Below are 21,034 nucleotides of genomic sequence, written 5' to 3'. Positions count from 1 at the left end.
CAATATCTCTGCGAAGCACTGAAACGTTCTAGGAGGGCGGCATGAAATTGTTCGGCTATCGCGTGCCGATGATGGCCTCGCTCATCGTCTGGTGCGCCATCTGGGAACTGGTCGGGCGCTCGGGTGCGCTGTTCCTCATTCCTCCGCTCTCCGATGTCCTCGTGGCCGCCGTGGCGCTGGTGCAGACCGGCACCTGGCAGGCGGCGGCGATCACCACGCTGAACAGCTTCCTTGTCGGCATGGCGCTCGCCATCCTTGTCGGCGTGGCGATCGGCGTGCTGATGGGGCGCTCGGTCGCCGCCGACAACCTGCTCGGCATCTGGGTCAACATCTTCGTCTCGGCGCCGCTCTCGGCGCTGGTGCCGGTGCTGATGATCCTGTTCGGCATGGGCGAGACGACGGTGGTCGTCACCGTGTTCCTGTTCGCGGTGTGGATCATCGTGCTCGATACGCGCGCCGGCATCCAGGGCGTGCCGCCCTCGCTGATCGAGATGGGCCGCAGCTACGGCGCCTCACGCTTCGCCCTCTATTTCCGGATCATCCTGCTGTCGGCACTGCCGGAGATTCTCGCCGGCATCCGCCTTGGCGTCATCCGTGGCGTGAAGGGCGTGGTGATCGGGCAGCTGCTGGTCTCGATCCTCGGCTATGGCGAATTGTTCGAGCTCTACTCGCGCAACTTCGACATGGAGAATTTCTGGGCCCTTACCATCATCCTGTTCGCGGCAGCTATGCTGCTGTCGGGCCTTATCGAATCCCTAGAGAAACGCGTCGACTATTACGCTGGAGTACGCTGATGAACGCGCCTATCGACACCCACTACGTGATCTCGCCGCCCGGCATTCCGACGCTGCCCGTCGAGGGCTCGGACAAGCTGTTCCCCATCCATCGCATCTATTGCGTCGGCCGCAACTATGCCGAGCACGCCATAGAGATGGGGCACGATCCCGACAAGGAGCCGCCCTTCTTCTTCCAGAAGAACCCCGACAACGTCATCACCAACGGCACCTTCCCCTATCCCGACAAGTCGAGCGATGTGCATTACGAGCTTGAGATGCTTGTCGCCATCGGCAAGGGCGGGATCAACATCCCGGTCGAGAAGGCGCTGGAGCATGTGTGGGGCTACGGCATCGGGCTCGACATGACCCGCCGCGACCTGCAGGGCGAGGCCAAGAAACTGGGCCGTCCGTGGGAAGTGGGCAAGGCCTTCGAGGCCTCCGCCCCGTCCTCGGCGCTGGTGCCGGCCGCGAAGATCGGCCATCCCGCGAGCGGCAAGGTGTGGCTCAAGGTCAATGGCGCGCTGCGCCAGAGCGGCGACCTCAACCAGATGATCTGGAAGGTGCCGGAGATGATCTCCTACCTCTCCGGCCTGTTCGAGCTGAAGGCCGGCGACATCATCATGTCCGGCACGCCGGCCGGAGTGGGCGCCATCGTGCGCGGCGACCATCTGGAAGGCGGCGTCGACGGGGTCGGCACACTGGACGTGAAAGTGGTCTGACGCCGGTTTCCGCGCCGGGCAAAAGGACAAGGCGGTGCCGTGCGGCGCTGCCTTGTCCCGTTCGCGTCGGTCCGGCGTGTCAGTCCGGCCGGCGGGCGATGAAATCGATCTCCACCAGCGCATCGCGGGCGAGGCCGGTGACGCCCACGCAGGTGCGGGCCGGCCGGCGATTCTCGGGGAAATACGAGGCATAGGCCGTGTTCATCTCGGGGTAATCCCGCTTGAACTCGGTGAGATAGACCCGCGCCTGCACGACATGGGACAGATCCAGCCCCAGCCCTGCCAGCACGATGACCAGATTGTCCATCACGCGGCGGGTCTGGGCCTCGGCGCCCTCGGGTAGCGGGCGGGAATCATCGTCCGGCCAGGTCGGCATCTGGCCGGTGACGAACACCCAGCCATCCGCCTCGACGGCGTGGCTGAAGGGCGCGACCGGCGTCGGTGCGCCGGGAATCATGAAGAATTGCGGCGCCATCGAAAACTCCCTCACCCGGCGATCCTGTCGAGGGCAGCGCGGAAACGCGCGCTGACGCTGTCGCGCGCCCGATGCCTGCCGCCCGCCACCAGCTTTTCACCACGGCGCCAGACGCAGTCAACGGCATTTCCCGCCACGGCGAAGATCCAGCCGTCGAGCCGCGCCGCGCCGGTGCGCCCAGTGAGGGACGGATGGGCGGCGTCGAGGCTGACAATATCGGCCGGTGCGCCGATGGCGAGGCCGCTCGCTCCCTGCAGCGCCTGCGCGCCACCCGAGAGCGCGGCGGCGAACAGCGCCTCGCCCGTCGAGCGGCCCTCGCTCATGGCCAGCACGTTGCGCGCGCGCAGGGCAAGGCGCTGCGAATATTCCAGCAGGCGCAATTCACCGGCGGCGTCGATCTGCACATTGGAATCCGAGCCCACGCCATAGGCGCCGCCGGCCGCGATGAAAGCGGGGGCCGGGAAAATGCCATCGCCCAGGTTGGCCTCGGTGATCGGGCAGAGCCCCGCCACCGCGCCGCTTCGCGCCATGGCGAGCGTCTCCGCCTCGCTCATGTGGGTGGCGTGGATCAGGCACCAGCGCGCATCGACGTCGGCATTGTCGAGCAGGTACTCGACCGGCCGCCTGCCGGCCCAGGCGAGGCAATCCTCCACCTCGCGGGTCTGCTCGGCGACATGGATATGCACCGGCCCGCCCTGCGCGAGCGGCAGGATGGCGGCGATCTCCGCCACCGTTGCGGCGCGCAGGCTGTGCGGGGCGATGCCGAGCACCGCGTCGGGCAGGGCGGAGACGGCGCGGCGGGCCGATTCCATCAGCCGGCCGAAGCTCTCGATATCGTTGATGAAGCGGCGCTGGCCGTGCGTGGGCGCCTGCCCGCCGAAGCCGCCATGGGCGTAGAACACCGGCAGCAGGGTGAGGGCGATGCCGGTCTCGTTCGCGGCGGCCGCGATTCGCTGGCTCAGTTCGCCGCAATCGGCATAGGCTCCGCCGTCGCGGTCATGGTGGAGATAGTGGAACTCGCCGACGCGGGTGAAGCCGGCTTCCAGCATCTCGACATAGGCCTGCGCGGCAATGGCCTCGACCTCGTCGGGATCGAGCCGGTCCACCGCCCGGTACATCGCTTCGCGCCAGGTCCAGAAACTGTCGCCGCTCGGCCCGCGCACTTCCGCCCCGCCGGCGAAAGAGCGCTGGAAGGCGTGGCTGTGCAGGTTCGGCAGGCCGGGCAGGGCGAGGGCATGGCGCTCGTCCGCGCCATCGGGGGCGACATCGCGGGTGATGCCGATGAGGCGACCCTGCGCGATGTCGAGCCTCACGTTCCTTGCCCAACCATCTGCCAGAAAAGCGTTTTCGAACCAGAGGCGGGTCATGGCGGCATCGCTCCCGAGGGCTATGGACAAGTTCGTCATCATGCGATTATGTATAGACATTAATCGATGTCTTGTCACCACACGCCGAAGGATGGGTCCATGCGCTGCGATCGTGTATGGCGGGGGGCGCGGCTGGCTACGCTGGCGCCGTCGCGCGAGGGGCTCGGCGTCATCGAGGATGGCGTCATCGCCAGCCGCGACGGGCGCATCGTTCATGTCGGCCCCGCGTCGGACGCGCCGGATTTCGCGCCGGACGAGGTGGTGGATGTCGAGGGCCGCTGGATCACGCCCGGGCTGATCGACTGCCATACCCATCTTATCTTCGGCGGCAACCGGGCGCATGAATTCGAGATGCGGCTTGCCGGTGCCTCCTATGAGGAGATCGCCCGGGCCGGCGGGGGCATTGTCTCCACCATGGCGGCGACGCGCGCGGCGAGCGAAGAGCAGCTGGTCGCCCTCGCGCTGCCCCGGCTCGATGCGCTGATCGCCGAGGGTGTCACCACGCTTGAGGTGAAATCGGGCTATGGCCTGTCCCGCGCGGCCGAACTCGCCAGCCTGCGGGCGGCGCGGGCGCTGGGCGCGGCGCGGCCGGTCTCGGTCACGACCACCTATCTCGGCGCCCATGCCCTGCCGCCGGAGGCGAAGGGCGACAAGGACGGCTATATCGACGACGTCATCGCCCTGCTGCCGGAGATCGCGCAAGCCGGGCTGGCCGACGCGGTGGACGCCTTCTGCGAGGGGCTGGCCTTCTCGCCCGAGCAGGTGGCGCGCGTGTTCACCGCCGCCAAGGCGCTCGGGCTGCCGGTGAAACTGCATGCCGACCAGTTGTCGAACCTGCACGGGGCAAAGCTGGCGGCGCAGTTCGGCGCGCTCTCGGCCGATCATGTGGAGCACACGGACGAGGAAGGCGCCGCCGCCATGGCCGGTGCCGGCACGGTGGCCGTGCTGCTGCCGGGCGCGTTCTATTTCATTCGCGAGACCAAGGTTCCGCCCGTCGACCTGTTCCGCCGGCACGGCACCCACCTCGCGCTGGCCACCGACTGCAATCCCGGCACCTCGCCGCTGACCTCGCTGCTGCTGACCATGAACATGGGCGCGACCCTGTTTCGCCTGACGGTGGACGAGTGCATTGCCGGTGTGACGCGCGAGGCCGCGCGGGCGCTGGGCCGGCTCGGCGAGACCGGCACGCTGGAGGCCGGCAAGAGCTGCGACCTCGCGGTCTGGGACATCGAGCGCCCGGCCGAACTGGTCTACCGCATGGGATTCAACCCGCTTCACGCCCGCGTCTGGAGAGGCAAATGACCGACATCGTCCTGAATCCCGGCCATGTCTCGCTCCGCCAGTGGCGGGCGATCTACAAGGGCGCCCGCGCCAGTCTCGATCCCGCCTGCCTGCCGGGCGTGGAGCGCTCGGCCCGGGCGGTGGCGGCCATCCTCGCCAAGGGCGAGCCCGTCTACGGCATCAATACCGGCTTCGGCAAGCTGGCCACGGTGCGCATTGGCGACGCCGACCTCGCCACCCTCCAGCGCAACATCGTGCTGTCGCATGCGGCGGGCGTGGGCGAACCCATGCCGGTGCCGGTGGCGCGGCTGATGATGGCGCTCAAGCTCGCCAGCCTCGCGCAGGGCGCCTCGGGCATCCAGCCCACGACGCTGGCGCTGCTGGAAGCCATGCTCGCCCGGGGTCTCACCCCGGTGGTGCCCTGCCAGGGCTCGGTCGGCGCCTCGGGCGACCTCGCCCCGCTCGCGCACATGACCGCGACCATGATCGGCGTGGGCGAGATCTTCGTCGACGGCGCCCGCCTTCCCGCCGAGGCGGCGCTGCGTGACGCCGGGCTCGCCCCGGTCACGCTCGGCCCCAAGGAGGGGCTGGCGCTGCTCAACGGCACGCAGTTCTCCACCGCCAACGCGCTGGCCGGCCTGTTCGAGGCGGAGAACCTCTTCCGCTCCGCGCTGGTGACCGGCGCGCTGTCGACCGATGCCGCGCGCGGCTCGGACGCGCCGTTCGACCCGCGCATCCACCGCTTGCGCAAGCATCGCGGCCAGATCGAGACGGCGGAGGCGCTGCGTGCCCTGATGAACGGTTCGGCCATCCGCGCCTCGCATCTGGTGGGCGACGAGCGGGTGCAGGACCCCTATTGCCTGCGCTGCCAGCCGCAGGTGATGGGCGCCGCGCTCGACGTGCTGCGCCAGGCCGCGACCACGCTCGCCACCGAGGCGAACGGTGTCTCCGACAATCCGCTGATCTTCGTGGACGAGAGCGGGGCGGGCGCGCATGAGGCGCTCTCGGGCGGTAACTTCCATGCCGAGCCGGTGGCCTTCGCCGCCGACATGATCGCCCTCGCGGTGTGCGAGATCGGTTCGCTGGCGGAACGGCGCATCGCCATGCTGGTGGATCCCGCGCTGTCGGGCATGCCGGCCTTCCTCACCCCGCGGCCGGGGCTGAATTCCGGCTTCATGATCCCGCAGGTGACGGCGGCGGCGCTGGTCTCCGAGAACAAGCAGCGGGCCTATCCCGCCAGCGTCGATTCCATCCCCACCTCGGCCAACCAGGAAGACCATGTGTCCATGGCCGCCCATGGCGCACGCCGGCTGCTGGCGATGGTCGAGAACGCCATTGCCGTGATCGGCATCGAATTGCTGGCGAGCGCGCAGGGCTGCGATTTTCACGCCCCGCTCGCCTCCTCGCCGGTGCTGGAGACGGTGCGGGAGAGGCTGCGGGCCGAGGTGCCCCATCTCGACGAGGACCGGCATTTCTCGCCCGACATGGAAGCGGCGAACGCGCTGGTGCGTTCCGGCGTCATCGCAGAGTTGGCGGCAGACCTGCTGCCGGCCATTTCGGGGGAGTGAGGGAGATGTACGCGATGCTTCCTCGCACGGGCCATCTTAACCTCTCCCCGTGGGGGAGATGTCGGCGCGAAGCGCCGGGAGAGGGGGCGCACGCTCGCGGAGCGTCGAAGGTCTCTCACCCCACCCCTCTCCCCGATGGGGAGAGGGGGCTTTGCCGCTCCTGCCGGGAGCCTCGCGCATGACCCACCCGTCCTTCCTCACCGTCCTTCGCGGCAGCGCGCCGCTGGTGCTTTCGCTGCCGCATACCGGCACCGACATTCCCGAGGACATCGCCGATGATCTCGTCTCGCCCTGGCTCGCCCGCAAGGATTGCGACTGGTGGATCGAGACGCTGTACGACTTCGCCGCGGGGCTCGGTGCGAGCGTGGTGCGCACGTCCATCTCCCGCACCGCGATCGACGTGAACCGCGATCCTTCCGGGGTCTCGCTCTATCCCGGGCAGGCGACGACCGAGCTGTGCCCGACCACAACCTTCGACGGCGAACCGCTCTACCGCGACGGCAAGGGGCCGGATGTCGCCACCCGCCGCGCGGCCTATTTCGACCCCTACCACGCCGCGCTCGCGGCCGAGATCGCGCATGCCCGCGCCACGCATGGCACGGTCGTTCTGTATGACTGCCATTCGATCCGCTCGGTCATTCCCCGCCTGTTCGAGGGCACGCTGCCCAACCTCAATCTCGGCACCAATTCCGGGATGAGCTGCGCGCCGGACCTGCTCGCCAGGATCGAGGCGATCTGCGACGCGACGGATTTCTCCCGCGTGTCCAATGGACGGTTCAAGGGCGGCTACATCACCCGTCACTATGGCGCGCCGGAACGCGGCGTGCATGCCGTGCAGATGGAACTCGCCTGCCGCACCTACATGCCCGAGACGCTGGGGCCGGTGGACTCAACCAACTGGCCGAGCGCCTTCGACCCCGCCTATGCCGCGCCCGCCCGCGCGGCGCTGACCGACATTCTCACAGCGTGCCTCGCCTTCGCACGCTCGCACGCCTGAGGAGAGCCATCATGTCCCGCATCGACAATAGCCGCGTCATCCGCGCGCCCCATGGCACCACGCTCAACGCGAAGAGCTGGCTGACCGAGGCGCCGCTGCGCATGCTGATGAACAATCTCGACCCCGATGTCGCGGAGAAGCCCGGCGAACTCGTGGTCTATGGCGGCATCGGCCGCGCCGCGCGCAACTGGGAGAGCTACGACAAGATCGTCGCGACGCTGAAGACGCTGGAGGACGACCAGACCCTTCTGGTGCAGTCGGGCAAGCCGGTGGGTGTGTTCCGCACCCACAAGGACGCGCCGCGGGTGCTGATCGCCAATTCCAATCTCGTGCCGCGCTGGGCGACCTGGGAGCATTTCAACGAGCTCGATAAGAAGGGGCTGGCCATGTATGGCCAGATGACCGCGGGTTCGTGGATCTATATCGGCGCGCAGGGCATCGTGCAGGGCACCTACGAGACCTTCGTGGAGATGGGCCAGCAGCATTTCGGCGGCTCGCTCACCGGCAAGTGGATCCTCACCGGTGGTCTCGGGGGCATGGGCGGCGCGCAGCCGCTGGCCGCCACCATGGCGGGGGCGAGCTGCCTCGCCATCGAGTGCCGGCCGTCCTCGATCGATTTCCGCCTGCGCACGGGCTATCTCGACGTGTCGACCACCAGCCTCGACGAGGCGCTGATGATGATCGAGACGTCCTGCGCCGAGGGCAAGCCGCTCTCCGTCGGCCTGCTCGGCAACACGGCCGAGGTGCTGCCCGAACTGGTGCGGCGCGGCGTGAAGCCGGACATCGTCACCGACCAGACATCGGCCCATGATCCGGTCAATGGCTACCTGCCCATCGGCTGGACGCTGGCCGAGTGGGAGGACCGCAAGATCAGCGATCCCGCTGGCGTCACCAAGGCGGCCAAGGCCTCGATGGCGGTGCATGTGAAGGCGATGCTCGACTTCTTCCATGCCGGCATTCCCACCGTCGATTACGGCAACAATATCCGCCAGATGGCGCTGGAGGAGGGCGTGACGAACGCCTTCGACTTCCCCGGCTTCGTGCCCGCCTATATCCGCCCGCTGTTCTGCCGCGGCATCGGTCCGTTCCGCTGGGCGGCGCTCTCGGGCGACCCGGAAGACATCTACAGGACCGATGCCAAGGTGAAGGAACTCATTCCCGACAACGCCCACCTGCACAACTGGCTGGACATGGCGCGGGAGCGTATCCACTTCCAGGGCCTGCCGGCGCGCATCTGCTGGGTGGGCCTTGGCGATCGCCACCGGCTCGGCCTCGCCTTCAACGAGATGGTGCGCAAGGGCGAGCTGAAGGCGCCCATCGTCATCGGCCGCGATCATCTGGACAGCGGTTCGGTCGCCTCGCCGAACCGCGAGACCGAGGCGATGAAGGACGGCTCGGACGCGGTGTCCGACTGGCCGCTGCTCAACGCGCTGCTCAACACCGCCTCGGGCGCGACCTGGGTATCGCTGCACCATGGTGGCGGCGTCGGCATGGGCTTCTCGCAGCATTCCGGCATGGTGATCTGCTGCGACGGCACCCACGAGGCCGATGCCCGCATCGCCCGTGTGCTGTGGAACGATCCGGCGACCGGCGTCATGCGCCATGCCGATGCCGGCTACGAGATCGCGATCGAGTGCGCGAAGGAGCATCAGCTCGACCTGCCCGGCATTCTCGGCTGAGACGGGGGCGACGCCGATGCAGATCCTGCGGGCCGCCGATCATCGCGTCATGCCGTGGAAGAATGGCGGCGGCTCGACCACCGAGATCGCCGTCTTTCCCGAAGGTGCCGGCCTCGACGCCTTCCTGTGGCGCATCAGCATGGCGGGGGTGAGCGAGGACGGTCCGTTCTCGCTCTTCCCGGCGATTGATCGCTCGCTGGCCGTGCTGGCGGGCGAGGGGATCGTGCTGGAGGCCGAGGGGCGGGCGCCGGAGCGGGTGGGGCTGGCGAGCGCGCCCGCCCGCTTCCCCGGCGATGTGCGCACGCACGCCTCGCTGGTCGGCGGGCCGATCCTCGACCTCAACGTGATGACGCGGCGCGGCCGCTATGCGCACCGCCTGACCCGGCATGTCACCGCCGCGCGGTGCGGGATCGTGCCGGAGGGCGAAGTGGCGCTGCTGCTGTCGCGTTCGCCGGGCCTCGATGTCGGCGGGCAGGTGCTGGGCGTGAACGATGCCGCGCGGCTGCCCGGCGCGGTGGATGTCACGCCGCAGGGGCCGTCCGAGTTCTTCCTCGTCGAGCTGTGGCCGGAAACGGGCGGGTAGGGCGCAGGAAAGCGCCGCGCCGATCAGCCCCGCGCCGCTCAGCCCTGCGGCGAGAAGCGGGCGACGAGATCATAGGCGTCGCCGCGGAACAGCTGGCGCACATGGGTGACGGTCTCGCCCGAGCGCCAGGTGCGCCGCTCCAGGCATAGGCAGGCGGCGCCCTTGGTCACGCCGAGCGCTTCCGCCACGCGGGCGGTGGCGGCGCGGGCGCTGATGCGGTGCTCGGCCTCCGTCCACGGCACGTGCTGCAGCAGCCAGGAGCCCGGCGCGACGGCGGCGAAATCCACCTCGGCCGCCCCCGGCACGGTGGACAGGCTGATGAGCCGCTGTTCCAGCGCGAGCGGGCGGCCATTGGCATAATGCAGGCAGGTGAGTTCCAGAACCTCCACGCCTTCCTCGTCCGCCAGTCCGGCCGGATCGTCCTGCCGGACCGGACGACGCTTGCGGGCGATCAGCTGGTAGCGATAGGTCTCGCCGCGCGCCGCGATCTCCACCGGCAGATCGGGAATGCGGAGCACGGCCGAATGAATGCGGGGCTGGGCGACGAAGGAGCCGGCCCGGCGGCGGCGCTCGATGAGACCGGCGGCGACCAGGCCGGCAATCACCTTGTTGACCGTCATGCGGGCGCAGCCATACTGCGCCATCAATTCGTGCTCGAATGGGATGCGGTGCCCCGGCGCCCAGTCGCCCGAGAGAATCTTTGCCTCCAGATCGGTACGGATGCGGTGGCTCAGCGTCTGGCTCGGTTCGGCCAGGGGCGAGGGGCGGAGTGTGGCGGGCACGCCGGATGGCTCCTTGATCGATCGGCACAGATGAGCCGAAACGAGCAACTTAGCGCAGCGGCAGAATATGTATAGACATTAATGCATCGCGCACACCATCCGCCGCGGGCGTTTCCGCGTGCGGGTGTTCGTTGCGCGGTTTTATTCCCGCGCGGAAATGCGGGGCCCGCGCGGGCCGGTCGGGCTGGATCTGCCGCGTGCGCCTATTTGGCGCCGGCGGGCAGGGATAGGGCGGGGGGAAGCCGCAGCCCGCTATAGAGCTGGGCGAAATCGAGGGCTGTTTCCGCCTCGCCGTCCCGTATGGCGCCGGACAGGCGCTCCATGGTCGGGCGGAAGCGCCGCGCCGTGAACCAGATGTCCATGGCGATGCCATTGGCGGCGCGATCGGCATTGCCGGCCGACATCGCCTCGATGATGCGCGCATGCACCCGCGTGCCGTTCAGGAAATGCCATTGCGCGCCGGGAATCATCCGGTAGGCGGCACCCAGATAGGGGCCGGTGCGCAGCCACAATCCCTTGATGATCTCCAGCAGTTGCGGCATGTCCGCCGCCGCGTAGATCGCGAAATGAAAACGGCGGTTGGCGTCCAGCACCTTCTCGCTCTCGCCCCGGTCGATGGCCTCGGCCATCAGGGCATTGAGCTGGCGCAGGTGATCGAGCAGCTCCGGGTCGGCGCGGCGCGCCGCCCAGCGGGTCGCGAGCGATTCGATGGTCATGCGGATGCGGATCAGCTCGCGAAACGAGGGCATGGTGAACTGGGGCACCGCGACGCTGCGGTTCGAGCGCTGCTCCAGCACCTTCTCGGCCACCAGGCGCTTCAGCGCCTCGCGCACCGGCATGGCGCTGGTGCCGAGCGAGGCGGCCAGCGTGCGGATGGTCAGCGTCGCCCCGGGCGCGAAATCACCCTGCGAGATGGCCTCGCGCAGCCGAAAATAGACGCGCTCCTGCAAGGTGCTGACGTCGATCGGTGTGAGTTTTTCCATACGCGCGCTCAAGACGGGGTCGGGGAACGATCATGACGCGATTGGCTCGCGGATGTCACTGATACGGAAGGCTATTCTAGCCCTTCCGGCAGTTTCTGGAAACGGAAAGATTATCTGTGATCACGCATCACAGATAAATGTTGACAGGGGTATCGGTGGCGCGCTCTTCTGAGGGTGCTGTTGGAGGCAGTGTGGGCAGAACGCCAAAAGGCGCGGACCCGGGGACGAAATCGGTGAAAGAGCGGGCGGTCTTCGCCCTGACCGGCGTGCGTTTCTCGCGCGATCGGACACGTGCGCTTTCAGGTCTCCCCGCTGGATAAGCGCGCCTGGCGGAACGCCCCGGCCGGTCCTGAACCGGTCAACCAAGGAGGAAAAGAATGAAGCGTATCCTGAAGACGACCGCCATGCTCGCCGGGCTTGCCGCCGCCGCTCTCGGCATCGCCGCACCCGCCTCGGCCAAGGAGGGCAAGTTCAAAGTCTTCCTGAGCATGAGCTATATCGGCAATGACTGGCAGGCCGAAGCCGCGAACATGCTCAAGGCCATGGCCGTCTCGCCCGGCATGATCGACAAGATCGACCTGCAGGTGCAGGTGGCCGGGCCCAATGCGCAGAAGCAGATCCAGCAGATCAACTCGATGGTGCAGGCCGGCGCCGATGCCATCGTGGTCTACCCGATCTCGCCCACCGCGCTGAACGGGGCCGTGAAGAACGCCTGTGCCAAGGGCGTGCTGGTCATCGCCTATGACTCGATCATCACCGAGCCCTGCGCCTACAACGTGCATATCGACCAGCGCGACTGGGGCACCAAATCGGCGGAATGGCTGGTTCAGCAGCTGGGCGGCAAGGGCCGGATCGTCATGATCAACGGCGTGCCCGGCACCACGGTCGACGCGCTGCGCATCGAGGGCGCCAAGGAAGTCTTCGCCAAGCACCCCGGCATCCAGATCGTCGGCGAGGCCAACGGCATGTGGAGCCAGGCGGTGGGCCGCACCGAGCTGTCGAAGATCCTCGCCACCCGCAACTGGGACCAGATCGACGGATTGTGGACCCAGGTCGGCTGCTACACCGCCAATTCCATGCAGAATGAGGCCGGCATCGCCGACAAGGACCTGCGTCCCTGCGTCGGCGAGGCCTCCAATGGCGGCCGCATCCAGATGCTGCCCATCGGCACCGAGGTCGAGGGCGCCAACGGCACCTATCGCCCGATGGGCGCCAAGCGCTGGTCGTCGGGCTCGCAGAACTTCACCGGCGCGCTGGCGCTCAAGCTCGCGGTGAAGAAGCTGCAGGGCGGCGATATCCCGGCCCTCACCAATGTGCCGCAGAACATCGTCACCAACGACACGATCAAGCTCTGCAAGGAGGGGACCTGGAAGGAGATGTCGGAGGGCTGCAACGCGTTCCAGCCCGCCATCATCCCGAACCCGGGCTGGTTCGCCTCCATCTACTCCCCGCTGACTCCCGAAGTCGGCCTGCAGGCGGCCCTCGTCGGCCAGCCTGAGGACTGATCGGTCGCCGGCCCGCCATCGCGCGGCGGGCCGGCTCCACCGCTCCGAATTCGGACCGTTTGATGGGAGGAACCGATGCCGCTCGAAAAGACGGCGATCGTCGTGTCCGGCGTGCGCAAGGCCTATGGGGCGACGATCGCGCTCGATGACATGGCCGTCGAGGTTCGCACCGGCACCGTTCACGCGCTGCTGGGCGAGAATGGCGCCGGCAAGTCGACCCTGGTGAAGATGCTGTCCGGCCTCGTCACGCCGGATGCCGGCAGCCTCCGGGTGTTCGGCGAAAGCATCAGCCTGAAGACGCCGCTGGCCGCGCAGCGCCATGGCATCCAGACGGCTTTCCAGGAAATGACGCTGCTGCGCAACATGAGCGTGCTCGACAACATGCTGATCCCGCGCTCGCCGCTGTCGCCGCTCGGCATGGTGCGGCGGCGACAGGCGCGGCGCGACGTGGGGCGGCATTTCGAGGAACTGGGCCTCGCCGGCTTCGACCTCGACGACGAAATCGGCGATCTCGACCTCGCCATCCGCCAGAAGATCGAAATCGCCCGCGCGGTGTTCCGCCGGCCGCGGATCCTCCTGCTCGACGAGCCGACCTCGGCCCTGTCGGGGCCGGATGTCGACTGGATGGGCGCCGTGATCCGGCGCGAGAAGGCGCGCGGCACCACGGTCATCTTCATTTCGCACCGGCTGCGGGAGGTGCGCGATTTCTGCGACGACCTCACCATCCTGCGCAGCGGCAGGCACATCGCCTCCGGCCATGTCCGCGACTTCGCGGATGAGGACGTGGTGCGCATGATTGCCGGCCGCTCGCTGATCCACTCCTTTCCCCCACGCGGCCAGACCCGCCACAGGCTCGGCACCGAGGTTCTCGCGGCCCATGGCATGGGGACGGCGGGCAAGCTGCGCGAGGCCAGCTTCCGCCTGCGCGAGGGCGAGATCCTCGGCATTGCCGGCCTCCAGGGCATGGGCCAACTGGATCTGTTTCTCGCCCTGTTCGGCGAGAGGCCGGTCAGCCGCGGGCATCTCGCCGTCGATGGGCGCAAGGTGGTGTTCACCTCGCCCGGCGATGCGATTTCCGCGCGCATCGGCATCAGCCTGGTGCCGGAGGAGCGCAAGACCGAGGGCCTGTTCCTCAAGCTCACCGGCACGCAGAACGCCACGATCCCGGTGATCGAGCGCTTCACGCGCTTCGGCATCATCGACCGGGCGAAGGAGGCGGCCGCCGTGCGCGCGGTGTTCGGCCAGGTGAACGTCGCCGAACGCGCGGAATGGATGCCGGCGGAATCCTTCTCGGGCGGCAACCAGCAGAAGATCGCCATCGCCAAATGGCTGTTGAGCGAGGCGCGGGTGCTGCTGGTCTACGACCCGACGCGCGGCATCGATGTCGGCACCAAGAACGAGATCTACCAGTTGCTGCGCGCCTATGCCGAGGCGGGCGGGGCGGTGATCTTCTACTCCACCGAGATCCCCGAACTCGTCCATCTCACCGACCGGACACTGGTGTTCTATGCCGGGCGCATCGCCGCCGAACTGGCCGGCGACCAGCTGACCGAGGAACACATTCTGGCCGCCGCGCTTGGTTCGGCGCCCGATAGCTCCCGCGAAAAACTGGCGGTGTGAGATGGCCATGCAGATGACAGAGCGACTTGAACCCGCCCTGCGGGACGGCACGGCCGGCCGCAAATGGCGCCTCGGCCGCGATCGCGGCCTGCTGACCGCCGCCGGCGTGCTGGTGGTGCTGGCCAGCATCATCCTTTCCGTCAGCGCCACCCCGCTGAGCTATTACGATATCTCGCAGATCGTCTCGAGCGGCACGCCGCTGGCGATCGCCGGCATGGGCCAGACCCTCGTCATCCTGAGCGGGGGCTTCGACCTCTCCGCCGCGGCGGTGATCTCGCTGGTCAATGTGAGCCTCGCCGCGCTGCCGCCGGATGCCGTGACCTCGCCGGTGCTGCTGTTGCTGATCGGCATCGGCATCGGCGCGCTGGTGGGCATGGTCAATGGCGCGCTCATCGCGTTTCTCCGCCTGCAGCCGATCGTGGTGACGCTGGCGACCATGTTCATCCTGCAGGGCGCCACCCTGCTGGTGATGGACAAGCCCGGCGGCGTGATCGACGCCTCGCTCGGGGAATTCATGGGGTCCGAGGTCATCCCGGGCTTCCTGCCGATGACCGGCGCGCTCATCCTGGCGTGCCTTGCCCTCTGGTACTGGCTGAAGGCGACGCCGTTCGGCATCGCGCTCTATGCCGTGGGCGGCGATGCCGACAGCGCGCGCTCGGCGGGCATCGCCACGCGCCGCGCGCGCTTCCTCACCTATGTGCTGGCCGGAGGTTTCTATGGCCTGGCGGGGGTGTGCGTTTCCGGCCAGACCGGGGCGGGCGATCCGCTGGTCGGCAACCCCATGCTGCTGCAGATGTTCGCGGCGGTGGTGGTCGGGGGCACATTGCTCGGCGGCGGGCGCGGCGGGCTGACCGGCACGGTGATCGGCGCCTTCGTGCTGGTGCTGATGGTCAATATCCTCTTGATCCTCAACGTCTCGGCCTATTACTCGACCATCGCGGAAAGCACGATCCTGCTGCTCGCCGTGCTGATGGGCGCGCTGCATCGCCGTTCCGAACTCGCGGAGAACCTGCGCCGCGCCGGTACGCGCTTCTCGGCCTGGCGCGAGGGCGTGCTGGCGCGCCAGCGAACCACGGATGTGAAGCGCCTCGCGCTTCCCCGCCGGGCGGATGGCGTGCCGGCGGATGGCGTGCGGGTCTTCGGCGAGGGGCAGGGCGCGAGCCTCATTCAGCGGCTCGGTCGTAGCCGGCCGGCCATCCTGCTGGCGCTGCCCGCCTTCATCAGCTTCGCCGTGGTGCTGCTGGCGACCGAGTTCATGCTCGGCAACACGCTGTTGAACGGCAACTACTACAACACGCTGCTCGTGCTCTCCTGCTTCCTGGCCATTCTGGCGCTGGGGCAGGGGGCCGTGATCCTCACCGGCGGGCTGGACCTCTCGCTGCCCTGGACCATTGCGCTGGCCGGCATCCTGGTCAGCGGCATGGCGGCGGGGTCGAATGTCGAACTCATCTATGCCGTGCCCTTCGTGCTGCTGGTGGGGGCGCTGATCGGCCTGATCAACGGCACCGGCATCGTCCTGCTCGGGCTCTCGCCCATCGTCATGACGCTGGCGACCAACGGGTTCCTGCAGGGCACCGCGCTGATCTATTCCGGCGGCACGCCGGACGGCTTCGCCGCGCCGCTGCTGCGGTCCTTCATGACGCAGCGCGTGTTCGGCGTGACCCCGGTGGTGATCTTCCTCGGGCTGTTCGTGCTTGCCGCCGTCGTGCTGCTGGGGCGCACCGCGTTCGGCCGGCGGGTCTATGCCATCGGCAACAGCGCGCGCGCCGCCGCGCTTTCCGGCGTGCCGGTCAAGCGCACGGTGGTCATGGTCTACATGCTGTCGGGCCTGTGCGCCGCGCTGGTCGGCATCCTGCTGAGCGGGCTGTCGGGGCAGGCGAGCCTGGGCATGGGCGACGAATATCTGCTGCCCTCGATCGCCGCCGTCGTGGTGGGCGGAACGCTGATCACCGGCGGGCGCGGCAATTATGCCGGCATGCTGGGCGGCGTCCTGCTGCTCACGGCGCTGCAGACCCTGCTGGCGGGCACGACCTTCCCGACATCGGTGCGCTCCATCGTCTACGGCGTCGTCATTCTCACCGCCGTGATCGCGCTGCGCGAGCGCCGCTGACCCCACCCATCCGCAAGGCCAGACACGCGCCCGCGCCGATGCAGCGCCTGCGCCAAGGGAGACAACACATGGAAGACGTTGCCATTATCGGCACCGGGTTCATCGGCCGGGCCTGGGCCATCAGCCACGCGCGTGCGGGCAATTCGGTGCGGCTGTGGGACCAGGATGCGGACGCCACCGGGCGCGCCAAGGACTATATTGCCGGCCTGCTGCCCGATCTCCTCGCTCATGATTTGCTGAACGGCCAGGCACCCGAGGAGGTGCTGACCCGCATCCAGCCGGTGGAGAGCCTGGAGGCGGCGGTGGCCGGCGTCGGCTACGTGCAGGAAAACACCTTCGAGCGGCTCGACGTGAAGATCGCCATTTTCCAGCGGCTCGACAGCGCGACGCCGGCGGATGCGGTGATCGCCTCCTCGACCTCGGCGCTGCTGCCCTCGGCCTTCACCGAGGGGCTGGCCGGGCGCGCCCGCTGTCTGGTCGCCCACCCGATCAACCCGCCTTACGTCATCCCCGCAGCCGAGGTGGTGCCGGCGCCCTGGACCTCGCCCGCGACGGTGGAGCGGGCGGCGCGCATCCTCACGGCGATCGGGCAGAAGCCGATCGTGATGAAGCGCGAGATCGACGGCTTCGTCATGAACCGGCTGCAGGGCGCCATTCTGGAGGAGGCGTTCCGGCTGGTCGCCGATGGCTACGCCTCGGTGGAGGATGTCGATATCGGCATACGCGACGGACTGGCGCTGCGCTGGTCGTTCATGGGTCCGTTCGAGACCATCGACCTGAACGCGCCCGGCGGGGTGCGCGACTATGTCGAGCGCTATCAGGGCCTGTATCGCGGCCTCTTCGCCAGCATGATGCGCCGCGTGGAATGGGACGGCCCGGTCATCGAGGAGATCGCGCGCGATCGCCGCGCGGCGCTGCCGGCCGACCAGTTGCAGCCGCGACAGGAATGGCGCGACCGCCGCCTCATGGCGCTGATCGCCCACAAGAACCGCGCCGACCGCGATATCGGCGCCTGAGACCAGTACCCAGCACAAGGACAGATGCCATGAGCAAGCCGGGACCGCGCAAGGTCATCATCACCTGCGCCGTGACGGGCGCGATCCACACGCCCTCCATGTCGCCCTACCTGCCGATCACGCCGCAGCAGATCATCGACGACGCGCTCGGCGCCGCCGAGGCCGGGGCCGCCATTCTCCACCTGCACGCGCGCAACCCGGAGACCGGCAAGCCCGACCAGACGGTCGAGGGCTTCATGCGCTTCCTGCCGCAGATCAAGCAGGCAACCAACGCCGCGCTGAACCTGACCAGCGGCGGCAGCCCCTATATGCGGGTGGAAGAGCGCGTGCTGCCGGCGCAGATGCTGAAGCCGGAAGTCGCCTCGCTGAACATGGGGTCGATCAATTTCGGCCTGTTCCATCTGTTGGACAAGTATCACGAGTTCAAGTTCGAGTGGGAACGTGAGCATCTGGAAGCGACGCGGGATCTCGTTTTCCGCAACTCGTTCAAGGACATCGAGTTCATCCTGCGCACCTGCTACGAGAACGGCACGCGCTTCGAGTTTGAATGCTACGATATCGCCCATCTCTACAATCTCGCGCATTTCGCCGAGCGTGGCCTCGTCAAGCCGCCCTTCTTCGTGCAGTCGGTATTCGGCATTCTCGGCGGCATCGGCACGCATCCCGAGGACGTGCAGCACATGAAGCGCACGGCGGACCGGCTGTTCGGCGATGACTATCGCTGGTCGGTGCTCGGCGCCGGCGCGAGCCAGCTGCGCATCGCGGCGCAGGCGGCGGCACTGGGCGGCAATGTGCGCGTGGGGCTTGAGGATTCGCTGTGGGCGGGTCGGGGCAAGCTGGCGACCTCCAGCGCCGACCAGGTGCGGCTGGTGCGCCAGATGATCGAGGGCCTCGGGCTGGAAATCGCGACGCCGGACGAGGCGCGGCAGATTCTCCAGCTGAAGGGCCCGGGTTCGGTCAATTTCTGATCGCCCCTTTCACCGGATGCGGCCTTGCTTCCGGACCAGAAAGCCCGCCGGGCGCCAATCCCGGCGGGCCTTGTCTGGCCGTGGCGAGTACGCCGCTCCTCTTTGAGGCGGCTCATTCCTCGACGCGGCTCGTGGGGTCGCGATCGCGTTCATAGTGTCGTGCGAGGGGAAAGGGCGGCAGCCAGGATTCGCGCCTTATGGTCCAGATCTCATAGCTCGGCCGCAACTGGTCGGGGGCATCGAGCGAGCCGAGATTCACCTCGATCTCGTCGCCCGAGCGGGCGAAGACGGGCGAGCCGCAGGTGGGGCAGAAGAACCGCCCGGCATAGTCGCGGATCTCGCCCTCGATCGTCACCGCCTGCTGCGGGAAAATGGCGGAGGCGTGAAAAAGCGCGCCGTGATGCTTGCGGCAGTCGAGGCAATGGCAGAGGCCCACCCGATAGGGCTGGCCGGACGCCACGATCCGAACCGTGCCGCACCGGCAGCCGCCCGTGAAACGCTCCATGCCGCATACCTCCCGCCACGTCCCAAGGCGTCATCTTCGACGCGCCATGTGCCGCTGGCCAGAGTCTTCCAGCGAAAACTCTTTCGGGCAGCGAAAACTCTTTCGAGTCGGGCGCAGGCACGGCCCGTCATGGGGCCGTGCCTGCCCCGGATCGTTTCGTCGTCGCCTGGCCGGTCAGGCCGGGCAATAGGCGAAGGGGCGGATCGGCGAGCCGGAACCCTCAAAGATATTGAGCGGCGCGGCGACGAACAGGAAGCGGGGCGACACCTGTTCGAGGTTGCGCAGCATTTCGATGATCAGGATGTCATGCGGCAGCCAGCTCTTCATATGGCCGGGATTGTTCTGCGGCACGCCGTCGATGATCGCCGTCTCGGCGGCGACGGTATCGGTCGCGACCGCCTTCACCTTGCGCTCGCGAAAGAACTCGCAGGCATCTTCCGACATGCCGGGCGCGTTGAGCACGTACCATTGCGCGCGCGAATCCGTGCGCCAGTAGCGCTGCATCCAGCCATAATTGACGACGGCGATCTCGCCCTCGCCGACGGCCATGCCGGTGCGCTGCTCGACCCGGCGCAGGTCATCCGCGGTGATGAGCTGGCCCGGCTTGAGGTCCTGGTCGCCGAAATCATAGAGCACCGCGGTGGCGATGAGGTGATCGGGCGAGAAGGTGTCGATGGTGCGGTCCATGCGATCGGGCAGCATGTGGGCGGGCGCGTCGACATGCGCGCCGGTATGCTCGGCCATCATGATCGCCTGGCAATAATAGCCATCATGCTCGTGGGTGACGGCCTTGTCGATCGTCAGGTGCGGATGGGTGGGCCAGCGCGGAATGCCGCGTTCGAGAAGGGGGGCCAGATCGACCACCCGCATGCCCTTCAGTGCCGACAGCAGCTGGTCGATAGTCGGCTTATCTACCGCGTTCAAATCTTCCTCCCAGATGTTTGTGGCGTGCCCTTTTGGCGGGCCGCTCCGGCGGCTCTTTGGAGCCGCAGCGCGAGAGAAGCATGGCCTCCGCGCGAGCGTCAACGATCAATTATTGATCTGTGATCACATATCTTGACAGCCTCCGGGCTTTTGCCGAAGGTGGTGGCAACGCGGGAAAACCCGTGCAGTGACGTTCTGGGAGGAACGATGATGGTGGATATCCGGCTTCTGGTGGATTCCAAGAACCACCTGGGCGAAGGCCCGCTTTGGGATGTCGAGGAGCAGCGCCTCTACTGGATCGACAGTTCCGCGTCCGAGATCTGGAGTGCCCGCGAGGATGGCTCCGACGTGAAGCTCTACTACGTGCCGACCCATATCGGCTCCATGGCGCTGCGCGAGACGGGCGGCGCGGTTCTGGCGCTGGCCAATGGCTTCAGCCTGTATGATTTCCGCAGCCAGCGCCTGACCCATATCGGCGACCCGGAAGCGGACGAGCCGGAAAACCGCCTGAATGACGGCAAGGTGGATCGCCGCGGTCGTTTCATTGCCGGCTACATGTCTTACGACCACGACCGCCTCGATGCCGGTCGCGGCCAGCGCCCGGTGCGCAATTCCGCGCTCTACCGGCTCGACCCGGACCTGTCGATCACCCGGCTGGAAAGCGGCATCAAATGCTCGAACGGGCCGTGCTGGAGCCCGGACGACCGCACCTTCTACTTCTGCGATTCCTACGACGACATCATGTATGCCTATGACTACGACATCGAGACGGGCAGCCTCTCCAACCGGCGCGACTTCGCCTCGAACCGGCAGTATCCCGGCACGTTCGACGGTTCCACGGTCGACGCGGAAGGCTACATCTGGAACGCCCATGTCTTCGGCGGGCGCATCATCCGCTACGCGCCGGATGGCAGCATCGACCGGGAAATCGAGTTTCCGGTGCGCAACCTCACCTCGGTGATGTTCGGCGGCAAGGATCTCGACATCCTCTACGTGACCTCGATGGGGCGTCCGATCAAGGGCGTGCCGCAGCGCGAGGCGCATGCCGGCGGGGTGTTCGCGGTGCATGGCCTCGGCGTGAAGGGCCTGCCCGAGCCGCGCTTCGGCGGCTGATCCCGGCGCGGCGCCGCCACGTGTCGCGCGGCGCCCGCCCGTCGTTCACGGCGGGTCATCACT

General features: G+C 67.8%; 19 protein-coding genes. 13 read left to right on the top strand and 6 right to left on the bottom strand.

The window, feature by feature from the left end:
• Positions 1-41 precede the first annotated feature (41 nt).
• Together QOZ99_RS01195 and QOZ99_RS01190 are read left to right on the top strand one after the other, a co-directional pair.
• Positions 42-794 (top strand): ABC transporter permease, encoded by a 753-nt coding sequence (locus QOZ99_RS01195; protein ID WP_306888050.1) that lies wholly within the window; start codon positions 42-44, stop codon positions 792-794.
• Positions 794-1,495: a fumarylacetoacetate hydrolase family protein gene (locus QOZ99_RS01190; RefSeq protein WP_306888049.1), complete on the top strand. Its 702-nt coding sequence runs from the start codon at positions 794-796 to the stop codon at positions 1,493-1,495. The genes QOZ99_RS01195 and QOZ99_RS01190 overlap by 1 nt, the downstream gene beginning before the upstream one ends.
• Before the next feature lie 79 nt (positions 1,496-1,574).
• Here QOZ99_RS01190 and QOZ99_RS01185 read toward each other — a convergent pair whose 3' ends face one another.
• Entirely contained in the window at positions 1,575-1,970 is a 396-nt protein-coding gene (locus QOZ99_RS01185; protein ID WP_306888048.1) for a RidA family protein, read from the bottom strand.
• An 11-nt stretch (positions 1,971-1,981) separates the two neighbouring features.
• A complete protein-coding gene (locus tag QOZ99_RS01180) occupies positions 1,982-3,337 on the bottom strand; it encodes a formimidoylglutamate deiminase (protein ID WP_306888046.1) in 1,356 nt (451 codons plus the stop codon).
• A 99-nt stretch (positions 3,338-3,436) separates the two neighbouring features.
• Here QOZ99_RS01180 and hutI point away from each other — a divergent pair, with 99 nt between their 5' ends.
• The 5 genes from hutI (at position 3,437) to QOZ99_RS01155 (ending at position 9,445) form a co-directional block, all read left to right on the top strand.
• Positions 3,437-4,639: an imidazolonepropionase gene (gene hutI, locus QOZ99_RS01175; protein WP_306888045.1), complete on the top strand. Its 1,203-nt coding sequence runs from the start codon at positions 3,437-3,439 to the stop codon at positions 4,637-4,639.
• Positions 4,636-6,186, top strand: a complete 1,551-nt coding sequence (hutH, locus tag QOZ99_RS01170) for a histidine ammonia-lyase (protein WP_306888044.1) — start codon at positions 4,636-4,638, stop codon at positions 6,184-6,186. Before hutI ends, hutH begins: the two co-directional genes overlap by 4 nt.
• 178 nt (positions 6,187-6,364) lie before the next feature.
• Entirely contained in the window at positions 6,365-7,183 is an 819-nt protein-coding gene (gene hutG, locus QOZ99_RS01165) for an N-formylglutamate deformylase (protein ID WP_306888043.1), read from the top strand.
• A gap of 11 nt (positions 7,184-7,194) precedes the next feature.
• The gene (gene hutU, locus QOZ99_RS01160) at positions 7,195-8,862 is read left to right on the top strand and encodes a urocanate hydratase (protein WP_306888042.1); all 1,668 of its coding nucleotides are present in this window, start codon (positions 7,195-7,197) and stop codon (positions 8,860-8,862) included.
• Positions 8,863-8,878: 16 nt separating this feature from the next.
• Entirely contained in the window at positions 8,879-9,445 is a 567-nt protein-coding gene (locus tag QOZ99_RS01155) for a HutD/Ves family protein (protein WP_306888041.1), read from the top strand.
• A gap of 38 nt (positions 9,446-9,483) precedes the next feature.
• On the opposite strand, the gene hutC is transcribed toward QOZ99_RS01155, so the two are convergent.
• Both hutC and QOZ99_RS01145 read right to left on the bottom strand, forming a co-directional pair.
• On the bottom strand, positions 9,484-10,227 hold the full coding sequence (gene hutC / locus QOZ99_RS01150) for a histidine utilization transcriptional repressor HutC (protein ID WP_306888040.1): 744 nt from the start codon (positions 10,225-10,227) through the stop codon (positions 9,484-9,486).
• A gap of 203 nt (positions 10,228-10,430) precedes the next feature.
• Positions 10,431-11,210 (bottom strand): GntR family transcriptional regulator, encoded by a 780-nt coding sequence (locus tag QOZ99_RS01145; protein WP_306888039.1) that lies wholly within the window; start codon positions 11,208-11,210, stop codon positions 10,431-10,433.
• Positions 11,211-11,587: 377 nt separating this feature from the next.
• Between QOZ99_RS01145 and QOZ99_RS01140 the strand changes: the two genes are divergently transcribed.
• The 5 genes from QOZ99_RS01140 (at position 11,588) to kce (ending at position 18,429) form a co-directional block, all read left to right on the top strand.
• On the top strand, positions 11,588-12,715 hold the full coding sequence (locus QOZ99_RS01140) for a sugar ABC transporter substrate-binding protein (RefSeq protein WP_306888038.1): 1,128 nt from the start codon (positions 11,588-11,590) through the stop codon (positions 12,713-12,715).
• 75 nt (positions 12,716-12,790) lie between these two features.
• Entirely contained in the window at positions 12,791-14,335 is a 1,545-nt protein-coding gene (locus QOZ99_RS01135) for a sugar ABC transporter ATP-binding protein (RefSeq protein ID WP_306888037.1), read from the top strand.
• A 7-nt stretch (positions 14,336-14,342) separates the two neighbouring features.
• On the top strand, positions 14,343-16,445 hold the full coding sequence (locus QOZ99_RS01130) for an ABC transporter permease (RefSeq protein ID WP_306888036.1): 2,103 nt from the start codon (positions 14,343-14,345) through the stop codon (positions 16,443-16,445).
• Between the two features lie 68 nt (positions 16,446-16,513).
• Positions 16,514-17,461 carry a 3-hydroxyacyl-CoA dehydrogenase gene (locus tag QOZ99_RS01125; protein ID WP_306888035.1) on the top strand — a complete coding sequence of 316 codons (948 nt, stop codon included), beginning with the start codon at positions 16,514-16,516 and terminating at the stop codon, positions 17,459-17,461.
• 29 nt (positions 17,462-17,490) lie between these two features.
• Entirely contained in the window at positions 17,491-18,429 is a 939-nt protein-coding gene (gene kce, locus QOZ99_RS01120; RefSeq protein WP_306888034.1) for a 3,5-dioxohexanoate:acetyl-CoA acetone transferase, read from the top strand.
• A 112-nt stretch (positions 18,430-18,541) separates the two neighbouring features.
• Here kce and QOZ99_RS01115 read toward each other — a convergent pair whose 3' ends face one another.
• Both QOZ99_RS01115 and QOZ99_RS01110 read right to left on the bottom strand, forming a co-directional pair.
• Positions 18,542-18,934, bottom strand: a complete 393-nt coding sequence (locus QOZ99_RS01115; protein WP_306888033.1) for a GFA family protein — start codon at positions 18,932-18,934, stop codon at positions 18,542-18,544.
• Positions 18,935-19,108: 174 nt separating this feature from the next.
• Complete coding sequence (locus tag QOZ99_RS01110) at positions 19,109-19,858, bottom strand: cyclase family protein (protein WP_306888032.1); 750 nt, start codon at positions 19,856-19,858, stop codon at positions 19,109-19,111.
• Positions 19,859-20,065: 207 nt separating this feature from the next.
• On the opposite strand from QOZ99_RS01110, the gene QOZ99_RS01105 reads away from it, so the two are divergent.
• Positions 20,066-20,971: an SMP-30/gluconolactonase/LRE family protein gene (locus QOZ99_RS01105; RefSeq protein ID WP_306888030.1), complete on the top strand. Its 906-nt coding sequence runs from the start codon at positions 20,066-20,068 to the stop codon at positions 20,969-20,971.
• Positions 20,972-21,034 lie beyond the last annotated feature (63 nt).

This window comes from Ancylobacter amanitiformis (genome assembly GCF_030814815.1).
Classification (GTDB): domain Bacteria; phylum Pseudomonadota; class Alphaproteobacteria; order Rhizobiales; family Xanthobacteraceae; genus Ancylobacter; species Ancylobacter amanitiformis.
Note: the sequence above shows the minus strand (reverse complement) of the source record. Positions and strands in the feature narration are given on the sequence as shown.